Below are 11,686 nucleotides of genomic sequence, written 5' to 3' on the forward strand. Positions count from 1 at the left end.
GGTCAGGTTCATTTCCTGGACACCATCAGGCGGATAAATGAGCCTGACCCCATTTTCCTTTGGTTCCCTCCAAAGCACAGGCGCCTCAACGGATTAGTTCGCTGAGGCGCCGCACCCATCAACCTAATCAGTTACGTTGCCGCCTCCGTCAAAGCATCCGGAGATGCCGACGGGGAAACCGACAGCAATATTGTCCTTGGCGATACCGCCCGCTTGCAGGCAAGTGATGCCCGCGCCATTGGCTCCAATGCCGATCACATCGTTACCCCGAAAGACGACCCTTCCATCACCAATGCTGTAAATGCCCGCGCTTGAACCCTCGCCGTGAGATGCAATAGCTCGCACACGGTTTCCACTGATGCTTCCGCCCGTGCTGTTGCCCGCGTAAACCCCGACAGAAAAGCTGTTGCCGGCATCATCAGGAAGGGGCGATACACCGCTGATCGTATTGTCGATCACGTCGACACCATCGAAGCTGCTGATTGCGTTTGCATTGCCATGAAGGATCGTGGAGCCGCCTGTATCGGCCACGATATTTCGCCGGATCACCGACCCATCACCATCAACATAGATTCCGTCAAAGGTATTGTTGTCCAGGCGATTGTCTTCGACCACATGGCCGCCGCCCGCAGCATCGTCGAGTGGCAACAACTTAATCCCACTCATGAAGCCTCGCACATTGCACTGGCGTACGGTGATATTGGATTTTCCCGCAGCGAAGATCCCGGCAGCAGTCGTGCCATCTCCGGCAGCCAAACCACCTATCTTGAAATCATTGCAATCAATAGTCACATTGCTGGTCTGGATATCAATGGCATACCCACTGGTCAGTGCTGCGCTCACATTGCTTCGCAGACACCAAGTTCCTTGCGTCGTGATGACCGTCGGCACCGAGTCGATGTAACCGGTGCAGTTGTCATAACTTTCTGCAGCACGGCTCTCGCTTGGCAAAAAGCCGGCGACCATGACAACCAGAATCCCGGCAGATACAAATCCAATCCTCATCATCATCTCCATTATCGATTTAGTATCATTAATTAAGCAACTACGACACAATCAAATCGCCGCTAGCGTTCTCTCGATCATCGTTGTTCTTACCGCTCCCTCTCCGCCCCCTGCAACCGCCGCGATATCGTCCATCTTCCGTGCTGTGGATCAGTTCAACGACATGCTCGGCACCGGCACGGCAGACTCAGCCCAATCTGGCCCATTGACGTCGACCACGGCCAAGCGCTGATCCAGTTCCTCGTCCGACAATGCGCCTTCGCGATGCAACCACTTGAAGCGATTGCGGTGCTGGTCGGGCGACTCGCCTTCCGGCATGAAGTCGTGTTTCGATGTAGGGGACAGAGAACGACCGGCTACCGGGTCTGTCCTCGAGGCTGTACTCAAGCTCGTTCTGGCCGAATACGAAACGGATGCGGTTGGAGTTGCGCCGCTGGCTGATTTCCATGTGACATCCCCCTGATGCCCCCTGACAGGCAGGAAAGCCATGCCGGAGCCGAATATAGACCAGGAGACGGCCGGCTGCATGGGCCCGGTGAGACGGGCGGGTGGTCGTGACGCGTTACAGGCGGTAGTCGCGCCCGATGCTCGGCGCCCGCGCCGGCCATTGTGGGCACAGGGCTTCGACCACTTCCATCAGTTCCAACCAGCGCTCAAACGGGTCGGCCGCGGGTCCCGGGCGGTAGGCAACGCCGGCTTCACGCACCAGTACCGGTTCGGGCAACGGGTCAGGCGCCGGGCTGGGTGGCTTGCGCGAGGAGTTCATCGAGCAGTTCCTGTCGGTCTCTTTCATCTGGTTGAGCGCCGCGCGTCAGCCGCGCGTGTTGCCCTCACCCCAACCCCGCGCTTCGCGCCCCGGCCCGCGCCAGCGGCACGGACGTTCATCGGCGCGCCAGCCAATGGCTCGCAAGCGCGCCTCTTCACCCCGCAAGCGGGAGAGGGGCTCGTCAGGGCTACATGTTGCGGCGGTATTCGCCGCCGACGTCGTAGAGCGCATGGCTGATCTGCCCCAGACTGTGCGTCTTCACCGCCTCCATCAGCGCCTCGAACACATTACGCCTTTCCCGCGCCGCGTTCTGCAGATAGCCCAGCCCGTGGCCGTCGTGCGGCTCGGTGGCGGCGGCCGCGTCGTCCTCCACCACGTGGCCGTGGTCAGTCTCCCCTTCCGGCGCCAGCCGATTGCGTGAGGCCTGCCAGGCCTGCACGTTCTCGATCTGCTGGCCCTTCTCCTCCTTGGTGGAGCGGATCAGCTCGATCTCGGTGGCGATCTCGCCGGCGTGCTCCTTGGGCAGGAAGGTGTTCACACCGACCAGCGGCAGGCTGCCGTCGTGCTTCTTGTGCTCGTAGAACATGGACTCTTCCTGGATCTTGCCGCGCTGGTACATGGTGTCCATGGCGCCGAGCACGCCGCCGCGCTCGCTGATGGCCTCGAACTCCTTGTACACGGCCTCCTCCACGATGTCGGTCAGCTTGTCGACGATGAAGCTGCCCTGCCAGGGGTTCTCGCAGAAGTTGAGGCCCAGCTCCTTGTTGATGATCATCTGGATGGCGACGGCGCGGCGCACGCTCTCCTCGGTCGGCGTGGTGATGGCCTCGTCGTAGGCGTTGGTGTGCAGGCTGTTGCAGTTGTCGAACAGGGCGTACAGGGCCTGCAGGGTGGTGCGGATGTCGTTGAACTGGATCTCCTGCGCGTGCAGGGAGCGTCCGCTGGTCTGGATGTGGTACTTCATCATCTGGCTGCGGGCGCTGGCGCCGTAGCGCTCGCGCATGGCGCGCGCCCAGATGCGGCGGGCCACGCGGCCGATCACGGTGTACTCCGGGTCCATGCCGTTGGAGAAGAAGAACGACAGGTTGGGCGCGAAGTCGTCGATGTCCATGCCGCGCGCGAGGTAGTACTCGACGATGGTGAAGCCGTTGCTGAGGGTGAAGGCCAGCTGGCTGATCGGGTTGGCCCCGGCCTCGGCGATGTGGTAGCCGGAAATGCTGACCGAGTAGAAGTTGCGCACCTTGTTGTCGACGAAGTACTGCTGGATGTCGCCCATCATGCGCAGGGCGAACTCGGTGCTGAAGATGCAGGTGTTCTGGGCCTGGTCCTCCTTGAGGATGTCGGCCTGCACGGTGCCGCGCACGGTGGCGAGGGTCTCGGCCTTGATCCTGTCGTAGGTGTCGCGGTCCACCATCTCCTGGCCGGTCACGCCCAGCAGGCCCAGGCCGAGGCCGTCGTTGGTGGGCGGCAGGTCGCCGTGGTAGCGGGGGCGTTGGCGGTCCTTGAAGAATTTCTCGAGTTTCTGTTCGGTTTCGGTCCAGCGGGCGGATTCGGCCTTGAGGTATTTCTCCACCTGCTGGTCGATGGCGGTGTTCATGAACAGCGCCAGGATCATCGGCGCCGGGCCGTTGATGGTCATCGACACGCTGGTGGTGGGGGCGCACAGGTCGAAGCCGGAGTAGAGCTTCTTCATGTCGTCCAGCGTGGGGATGTTGACGCCGGAGTTGCCGATCTTGCCGTAGATGTCGGGGCGCGGGGCCGGGTCCTCGCCGTAGAGGGTGACCGAGTCGAAGGCGGTGGACAGGCGCGCCGCAGGTTGCCCGACGGAAAGGTAGTGGAAGCGGCGGTTGGTGCGCTCGGGGGTGCCCTCGCCGGCGAACATGCGGATCGGGTCCTCGCCGGTGCGGCGGTAGGGGTACACGCCGCCGGTGTAGGGATAGCTGCCGGGCAGGTTTTCCTTGCCGAGGAAGGTGAGCAGCTCGCCCCAGGACTTGTAGGTGGGGGCGGCGATCTTGGGGACCTGCTGGTGGCTGAGGGATTCGCGGTAGTTCTGCACCTCGATGGCGCGGCCGCGGACTTCGTAGGCGGTGGTGTCGTCGGTGATGGATTTGAGGCGGGCGGGCCAGTCGCGGAGGAGCTTGAGGGAGTCGGGGGTGAGGGCCTGGATGGCGTCGTTGTAGCGCTGGCGGAGGGTCAGGAGGGTGCGGTCGGGGGTGGGTGCGGTCTGATCCTCGGCGGCGCGGGCTTCGCGGCCATGGGCCGCTCCTACGGGGGCGAGGGCCTCGGTGTCGTAGAGGTCGAGGGCTTTCGGGAGCTTGGGGTCGGCGAGTTCCTGCAGGGACTGCCAGAAGGACTGGGCGCGGTCGGCAGCTTCGGCCTGCTTCTCGATGGAGGCGTTGATCGCCCTGCCCTGCTCGGCGATCTCGGCCAGGTAGCGCACGCGGTTGCCGGGGATCAGGACGGTGGCGCGGGGTTCCTTGAGGGTGGTGTCGAGGTGGGGGCGGAAGTCGCAGTGTTCCGGGCCGATGCGTTTTGTGGGGGCCGGGGAAGTTGTGGCGCCTTCGGCGGGGGGGGCGGCTTTCGCCGTTTCGGCGGGGGCGCCGGTTTCGCGGCCATGGGCCGCTCCTACGGGGCCGGCCGGGGCGGCGGCGTCCGCTTTTTCCATTCCCGATTCCCCATTCCCCATTCCCAATCTTTGCCGCAACAAGCGGCAAAGATTCACGAACATCCAGCTGATGCCGGGGTCGTTGAACTGGCTGGCGATGGTGGGATAGACGGGGACGTCCTCGTCCTTGGCCTGGAAGGCGACGCGGTTGCGCTTCCACTGCTTGCGGATGTCGCGCAGGGCGTCCTCGGCGCCGCGCTTGTCGTACTTGTTCAGCACGATGAGCTCGGCGAAATCCAGCATGTCGATCTTCTCGAGCTGGCTGGCGGCGCCGTAGTCGCTGGTCATGACGTACATGGGGAAGTCGACCAGGTCGACGATCTCCGAGTCGGACTGGCCGATGCCGGCGGTCTCCACGATCACCAGGTCGTAGCCCAGGCCCTTGAGGAAGGCGATGCCGTCCTTGAGCACGGCGCTGGTGGCGGCGTGCTGGCGGCGGGTCGCCATCGAGCGCATGTACACGCGGTGGCTGCGCAGGGAGTTCATGCGGATGCGGTCGCCCAGCAGCGCGCCGCCGGTGCGGCGGCGGGTGGGGTCGACCGAGATCACCGCGATGCGCATCTCGGGGAAGCTGGCGAGGAAGCGGTTGAGCAGCTCGTCGGTGACGGAGGACTTGCCGGCGCCGCCGGTGCCTGTGATGCCGACGACTGGCGTCGTCGGGATCCGGGAATGGGGAATGGGGAATGGGGAATCGGAAGAGCGGGGGTTCGCCCAGGCCTTGCGCATCAGCGCCAGCTGGGACTCGGGGAAGCGGCCGTCCTCGATCGCGCTGAGCACGCGGCCGATGGCGATCTCGTCTTCGATCGGCGGCAGCTCGTGCTCCTGCGATTCCCGGTCCCCGGTTCCCGCTTCCCGCGCGCCGGCGGTGCGCGCCACCACGTCCTCGATCATTTCCACCAGCCCCATCTTCATGCCGTCGTTGGGGTGGTAGATGCGTTCGACGCCGTAGTTCTCGAGTTCGCGGATCTCCTCCGGGGTGATGGTGCCGCCGCCGCCGGCGAACACGCGGATGTGCCGCGCGCCGCGCTCTTTCAGCATGTCGACCATGTACTTGAGGTACTCGACGTGGCCGCCCTGGTAGCTGGACAGTGCGATGGCGTCGGCGTCCTCCTGCAGGGCGGCGCGCACCACGTCCTCCACCGAGCGGTTGTGGCCGAGGTGGATGACCTCGGCGCCCTGGGCCTGGATCAGCCGGCGCATGATGTTGATGGCGGCGTCGTGGCCGTCGAACAGGCTGGCGGCGGTGACGAAGCGCAGCGGGGTGGTGTCGGGCCGGGTCTCCGGCATCTGGCTGGCGGGCGTGCTCATGGCGCGCATTCCTGGCGAAAACTGTGATCGGGCGATTGTACCGCGGGGGTGTTGGCGGCCCGGTGGCTGAATGGTGCGGTCGGTTGCCGGAACCGGCCGCCGTGCACGGGCCCGGCGGGATCGACGGGCGGGCGATACGCACCCCTTCCGGATGCGCCGCCCTCCGGACGTGCCCTTCCGAATGCGCCGCCCTCCGGATGTGCCCTCCGAATACGCCGCCTTCCGTAGGAGCGGGCCACGCCCGCGATGCCGCGGGTGGCGAATGTACGGACGAGACATGCATCGGGTCCGCGATGCCGCGGGTGCCGGCAGGATCCGGTGGATGCCGTGATTCTGGACCGGCAGGCGCGCCGGTCATCGGAATTCGCGGGCGGCGCCATGCCCGCGGCATCGCGCGCATGGCGCGCTCCTACGGGGGGGTGCCTGGCGTCCCTTGGCATCCGTTCCATCGGCCGGGGCGGCTGCGGGCACATACAATGGCGGCGCCGGCATGCAGGGGGCTCCAATGAAGAAACGATTGAAGAAGATCCTCGCCTGGGGGGCGTTCACCCTGGCGGCGCTGGTGGTCAGCGGGGTGCTGCTGGCCGATCACCTGACGCCGCCGGCCACCGGGGCGCCGGGCCATGCACTGGCGGTGCAGCGCGACCAGACGGCGCTCGACCGCGAGCTGATGCCGCTGCTCGACCGCAATCCGGGCAAGACCGGCGTGATCCTGATTCCCGATGGGCTGGACGCGTTCGCGGCGCGGGCGCTGTCGGCGCGCCAGGCCGGGCGCAGCCTGGACCTGCAGTACTACATCTGGCACGACGACCTCACCGGCCACCTGCTGCTGCACGAGGCCTGGCAGGCGGCCGAGCGCGGGGTGCGGGTGCGGATGCTGCTGGACGACATCAACACCTCCGGCAAGGACACCGCGCTGCTGGCGATGGACCAGCACCCGAACGTCGAGATCCGCGTCTACAACCCGTTCCGCAACCGCGACGGCCTGGGCCGCCTGCTGGAGATGGTGCAGCGCAGCTGGAGCATCACCCACCGCATGCACAACAAGGCGTGGATCGCCGACGGCCGGGTGGCGGTTGTCGGCGGGCGCAACGTCGGCATGGAGTACTTCGACGCCGCCGCCGACACCAACTTCCGCGACCTCGACCTGATGCTGTTCGGCCCGGCGGTCAACCAGGCCAACGCCATCTTCGATACGTTCTGGAACAGCGAAGCGGTGGTGCCGATCGCCGCGCTCAGCAAGCGGTCCGAGCGCAGGCTGGCCGACGTGCTCGCCGGCATCCACGAGGAGGCGCGCAGCGCCGAGGCGCGGCGTTTCCTCGATCGCGTCGACGCCTCGCCCAGCGTGCGCCGCTACGCCGCGCAGGAGCTCGCCCCGTTCTGGAGCGACAATCTCCGCATCGTGTCCGATCCGCCGGTCAAGCGCGATCAGGACGAACGCGCGAGCTGGCTGATCGAGCACGTGATGGACGACCTGCGCTCGGCGCGGCGCAAGGCGCTGCTGATCTCGCCGTACTTCGTCCCCGGCGACGAAGGCGTGGCCGGGCTGGCGCAACTGGTGCGGCGCCACGGCGTGTACGTGGGCGTGCTGACCAACTCGCTGGCGGCCAACGACGTGATCGCGGTGCACAGCGGCTACAGCAACTATCGCGAGCGCCTGCTGCGGACGGGGATCAGATTGCACGAGACGCGGGCGCAGGTGTCCGCCGGCGCCAGCGTGTTCGGCAGCAGCGGCGCCAGCCTGCACACCAAGGCGTACGTGGTCGACGACCGCCGCGGCTTCATCGGCTCGTTCAACATGGACCCGCGCTCGATCGACCTGAACACCGAGATGGGGGTGCTGTTCGACGAGCCGGCGATCGCGCGCGCGCTGCGCGACGAGTACCTGCTGCTGACCAGCCCGGAGCTGGCCTGGTGGGTCTACCTGAATGCGGACGGCGAGCTGCGCTGGCTGGATTCGGCCGCCAGTCCCCCGCAGGTGTTCGCCACCGAGCCGGACTCGACCGTGCTGCAGCGCGCGATGGCGCGGGCGCTGCGCTGGGTGCCGATCGAATCGCAGCTGTAACCGTTACCACTCAACGTGCGCGGCCACGCCCTGCCCGTCGTAGAGCGGAGCTTGCTCCGCTGCGTGGTCTCCGGAGCCAGGAGCAGCGGAGCAAGCTCCGCTCTACGGGGGCGCAAGCGACCGCGCTGTCCGCAAGCCCCGTAGAGCCGAGCTTGCTCGGCTACGCAACCCACCGGAGCCCAAGGGCAGCGGAGCAAGCTCCGCTCTACGGGGGCACGCCGTTCGCGGGCGCCGCCGCCGCGCGGCGCCTGGCGCGGGCTTTTGTCCAGGGACAAGCGTAGAATGCGGCCCCCATCGGCGCCTGTTCGGCGCCGCGTTCACGTCCTGCGTCACCACCCACCTAAACGGCCGGCGTCGTTCGCCACAGCGAATCCTCGCCGCAGCGGAGTTTGCGATGATTTTCGAACACCTCGACAAGTACGGCCACGAGCAGATCGTGTTCTGCCACAACAAGGACGCGGGCCTGAAGGCCATCATCGCGATCCACAACACGGTGCTGGGCCCTGCCCTGGGCGGCACCCGCATGTGGCCGTACAAGAGCGAGCAGGAAGCGCTGAACGACGTGCTGCGCCTGTCGCGCGGCATGACCTACAAGAACGCGGTGGCCGGGCTGAACATCGGTGGCGGCAAGGCGGTGATCATCGGCGATCCGGCCAGCGACAAGTCCGAGGCGCTGTTCCGCGCCTTCGGCCAGTTCGTCGAGTCGCTGGGCGGGCGCTACATCACCGCCGAGGACGTCGGCATCGACGTCAACGACATGGAGTTCGTGTACCGCGAGACCGAGTACGTGACCGGCGTGCACCAGGTGCACGGCGGCTCCGGCGACCCGTCGCCGTTCACCGCCTACGGCACGCTGCAGGGCCTGACGGCCACGCTGAACCGGAAGTTCGGCGACGAGGAGGTCGGCAAGTACAGCTACGCGGTGCAGGGCCTGGGCCACGTCGGCATCGAGTTCGTGAAGCTGCTCAAGGAGCGCGGCGCGAAGATCTTCGTCACCGACATCAACAAGGAGCGTATCGATCGTGCGGTCAGCGAGTACGGCGCCGAGGCGGTGGGCCTGGACGACATCTACGACGTCGACGCCGACGTGTACTCGCCGTGCGCGCTGGGCGGCACCGTCAACGAGGACACGCTGCCGCGCCTGAAGGCCAAGATCATCTGCGGCGCCGCCAACAACCAGCTGGCGACCAACGAGGTCGGCGACGAGGTGGAGAAGCGCGGCATCCTGTACGCGCCGGACTACGCGGTCAACGCCGGCGGCGTGATGAACGTGTCGCTGGAGATCGACGGCTACAACCGCGAGCGCGCGATGCGCATGATGCGCACGATCTATCACAACCTCGCGCGCATCTACGAGATCTCCGAGCGCGACGGCATCCCCACCTACAAGGCCGCCGACCGCCTGGCCGAGGAGCGGATCGAGATCATCGGCAAGCTGAAGCTGCCGCTGGGCCGCGCGGCGCCGCGTTTCCAGGGGCGCGTTCGAGGGCATTGAGGCGAGGAACGAGAAACGAGGAACGAGAAACGAGTAAGAGCGGTGCGTTCACCCCTTCGATCGTTTCAGCCTCGCCGCCGTTGCCGTTGCTTTCACTCGTTCCTCGTTCCTCTCCACTCGTTTCTCGCTAGAGTTGGCACCCATGCGCACATTCCCCCTAGGTGAAGAACTCGACGCCCTCCGCGACGCGGTGCGGCGCTTTGCCGAGGCGGAGATCGCGCCGCGCGCCGAGGCGATCGACCGCGACAACGCGTTCCCGCAGGACCTGTGGCCCAAGCTCGGCGAGATGGGGCTGCTGGGGATGACGGTGCCGGACGAGTTCGGCGGCAGCGGGATGGGGTTCCTGGCCCACCTGGTGGCGATGGAGGAGATCTCGCGCGCCTCCGGCTCGGTGGGCCTGTCCTACGGCGCGCATTCCAACCTGTGCGTGTCCAACCTGTATGCCAACGGCAACCAGGCGCAGCGCGAGAAGTACCTGCCGAAGCTGTGCAGCGGCGAGTGGAAGGGCGCGCTGGCGATGAGCGAGCCGGGCGCCGGCTCCGACGTGGTCGGCTCGATGAGCTGCCGCGCGGAGAAGAAGGGCGACATGTGGATCGCCAACGGCAGCAAGATGTGGATCACCAACGGCCCCGAGGCCGACGTGCTGGTGGTCTACATGCGCACCGCCGGCAAGGACGCGGGCAGCCAGTGCATGACCGCCTTCATCGTCGAGAAGGACATGCCCGGCTACAAGACCGCACAGAAGCTCGACAAGCTGGGCATGCGCGGCTCCAACACCTGCGAGCTGGTGTTCGAGGACTGCGAGATCCCCGACGAGAACGTGCTGGGCGAGGTGCATCAGGGCGTGCGCGTGCTGATGAGCGGCCTCAACACCGAGCGCCTGGTGCTGACCGGCGGGCCGCTGGGGCTGATGCAATCGGCGATGGACATCACCCTGCCCTACGTGCGCGAGCGGCGGCAGTTCGATGCGCCGATCGGCACGTTCGGCATCATGCAGGCCAAGCTCGCCGACATGTACACCGCGCTGCAGTCCTCGCGCGCGTTCGCCTACCAGGTGGCGCGCGACTACGACGCCGGCCACAGGTCGCGCATCGACGCCGCCGCCTGCCTGCTGCAGGCCACCGAGGCCTCGGTGCAGGTGGCGCTGGAGGCGATCCAGTCGCTGGGCGGCAACGGCTACATCAACGAGTACCCGACCGGCCGCATCCTGCGTGACGCCAAGCTGTACGCGATCGGCGCCGGCACCAATGAGATCCGCCGCATGCTGATCGGCCGCGAGCTGTTCGAGGACCGCGGCTAACGCCGATCGCGGCGGGACCCTTGGCGCGATACCGCGGCGGCGCCGCACGAACGCTACGGCGATCCACCGTAGGAGAGCGCCATGCGCGCGATGCCGCGGGCATTTCACCGCCCGCGAATTCCGGTGACCGGCGCGCCCGCCGGTCCGGAATCGCGGCATCCACCGGATCCTGCCGGCACCCGCGGTATCGCGCGCATGGCGCGCTCCTACGGGCATCTCCACATCGGCCTTCGCGCTCCGGCGTTAGAATCGACCCGACGCCGCGGAAGGGAGTTGCCGATGGGCCGGGACATCGCGATTGCAACAGCGCACGGAACGGTCGACGGCTGGCGCGCGGATCCGCCGCACGGCGCGCCGCGCGGCGGGATCGTGGTGATCCAGGAGATCTTCGGCGTCAACACGCACGTACGCAGCGTGGTCGAGCACTACGCGGCCGAGGGCTACGTGGCGCTGGCGCCGTCGCTGTACGACCCGGTGGAACACAACGTCGAGCTGGACTACGGCGAGGACGGGTTCGCGCGCGGACGCGAGCTGGCGTCGGCGCTGGGGTTCGACCGTGCGGTGCAACTGGTCGCCGCCGCCGCGCTGCCGCTGCAGGCCGAAGGCCACAAGGTCGCGGCGGTCGGCTTCTGCTGGGGCGGCAGCGTCGCCTTCCTCGCCAATACCCGGCTCGGCCTGCCGGCGGTGAGCTATTACGGCGCGCGTACGGTGCCGTTGCTGGAGGAACAGCCGCTGGCGCCACTGCTGCTGCATTTCGGCGGCGACGACGCCTCGATCCCGGCTGCGGACATCCAGGCGCATCGCGAACACCTGCCCGAAGCCGGGATCCACGTCTACGAGGGCGCCGGCCACGGTTTCAACCGCGACGTCGACCCGCGCCACTACCACGCCCCGAGCGCCGCGCTGGCCCACCGGCGCACGCTGGCGTTCCTGGAGAAGGCGCTGTCGTGATGAACGCCCGCGACGCCCGCTCCGCTGGTTTCCGGACGCATCCCGCGCCCTGCTCCCTCGCCCGCTCGCGGGGTGCCGCTTTCTGCTCCCTCTCCCGTTTGCGGGAGAGGGAGCGATGCGTCGGCATCCCC

General features: G+C 67.0%; 8 protein-coding genes. 4 read left to right on the plus strand and 4 right to left on the minus strand.

All coding sequences use genetic code 11. The features are described from left to right. Nucleotides 1–123: 123 nt before the first annotated feature. The 4 genes from AB5T46_RS06755 to AB5T46_RS06770 all read right to left on the minus strand — a co-directional run bounded on the left by AB5T46_RS06755 (nt 124) and on the right by AB5T46_RS06770 (nt 5,744). On the minus strand, nt 124–1,017 hold the full coding sequence (locus AB5T46_RS06755; RefSeq protein WP_370563120.1) for a right-handed parallel beta-helix repeat-containing protein: 894 nt from the start codon (nt 1,015–1,017) through the stop codon (nt 124–126). 138 nt (nt 1,018–1,155) lie between these two features. Further along, entirely contained in the window at nt 1,156–1,323 is a 168-nt protein-coding gene (locus AB5T46_RS06760; RefSeq protein WP_370563121.1) for a hypothetical protein, read from the minus strand. A 244-nt stretch (nt 1,324–1,567) separates the two neighbouring features. Next, a complete protein-coding gene (locus tag AB5T46_RS06765; protein WP_370563123.1) occupies nt 1,568–1,798 on the minus strand; it encodes a hypothetical protein in 231 nt (76 codons plus the stop codon). A 160-nt stretch (nt 1,799–1,958) separates the two neighbouring features. After that, on the minus strand, nt 1,959–5,744 hold the full coding sequence (locus AB5T46_RS06770; RefSeq protein ID WP_370563124.1) for a methylmalonyl-CoA mutase family protein: 3,786 nt from the start codon (nt 5,742–5,744) through the stop codon (nt 1,959–1,961). Nucleotides 5,745–6,249: 505 nt separating this feature from the next. Between AB5T46_RS06770 and AB5T46_RS06775 the strand changes: the two genes are divergently transcribed. From AB5T46_RS06775 to AB5T46_RS06790, 4 genes are all read left to right on the plus strand, one after another. Continuing rightward, entirely contained in the window at nt 6,250–7,809 is a 1,560-nt protein-coding gene (locus AB5T46_RS06775; RefSeq protein WP_370563125.1) for a phospholipase D family protein, read from the plus strand. Nucleotides 7,810–8,203: 394 nt separating this feature from the next. Continuing rightward, complete coding sequence (locus AB5T46_RS06780) at nt 8,204–9,304, plus strand: Glu/Leu/Phe/Val dehydrogenase dimerization domain-containing protein (protein ID WP_370563126.1); 1,101 nt, start codon at nt 8,204–8,206, stop codon at nt 9,302–9,304. 142 nt (nt 9,305–9,446) lie between these two features. Then, on the plus strand, nt 9,447–10,604 hold the full coding sequence (locus AB5T46_RS06785) for an isovaleryl-CoA dehydrogenase (protein WP_370563127.1): 1,158 nt from the start codon (nt 9,447–9,449) through the stop codon (nt 10,602–10,604). 279 nt (nt 10,605–10,883) lie between these two features. Beyond that, a complete protein-coding gene (locus AB5T46_RS06790; protein ID WP_370563128.1) occupies nt 10,884–11,555 on the plus strand; it encodes a dienelactone hydrolase family protein in 672 nt (223 codons plus the stop codon). The last annotated feature ends 131 nt before the right edge of the window (nt 11,556–11,686 follow it).

Source organism: Luteimonas salinilitoris (assembly GCF_041300785.1).
Taxonomy (GTDB): Bacteria; Pseudomonadota; Gammaproteobacteria; order Xanthomonadales; family Xanthomonadaceae; genus Luteimonas; species Luteimonas salinilitoris.

Excerpts from the sequence above, each read along its gene's own strand:
- AB5T46_RS06790 (WP_370563128.1), top strand. The coding sequence starts at position 10,884 with ATGGGCCGGGACATCGCGATTGCAACAGCGCACGGAACGGTCGACGGC.
- AB5T46_RS06780 (WP_370563126.1), top strand. The coding sequence starts at position 8,204 with ATGATTTTCGAACACCTCGACAAGTACGGCCACGAGCAGATCGTGTTC.
- AB5T46_RS06765 (WP_370563123.1), bottom strand. The coding sequence starts at position 1,798 with ATGAAAGAGACCGACAGGAACTGCTCGATGAACTCCTCGCGCAAGCCA.
- AB5T46_RS06785 (WP_370563127.1), top strand. The coding sequence starts at position 9,447 with ATGCGCACATTCCCCCTAGGTGAAGAACTCGACGCCCTCCGCGACGCG.
- AB5T46_RS06770 (WP_370563124.1), bottom strand. The coding sequence starts at position 5,744 with ATGAGCACGCCCGCCAGCCAGATGCCGGAGACCCGGCCCGACACCACC.
- AB5T46_RS06755 (WP_370563120.1), bottom strand. The coding sequence starts at position 1,017 with ATGGAGATGATGATGAGGATTGGATTTGTATCTGCCGGGATTCTGGTT.
- AB5T46_RS06775 (WP_370563125.1), top strand. The coding sequence starts at position 6,250 with ATGAAGAAACGATTGAAGAAGATCCTCGCCTGGGGGGCGTTCACCCTG.
- AB5T46_RS06760 (WP_370563121.1), bottom strand. The coding sequence starts at position 1,323 with ATGCCGGAAGGCGAGTCGCCCGACCAGCACCGCAATCGCTTCAAGTGG.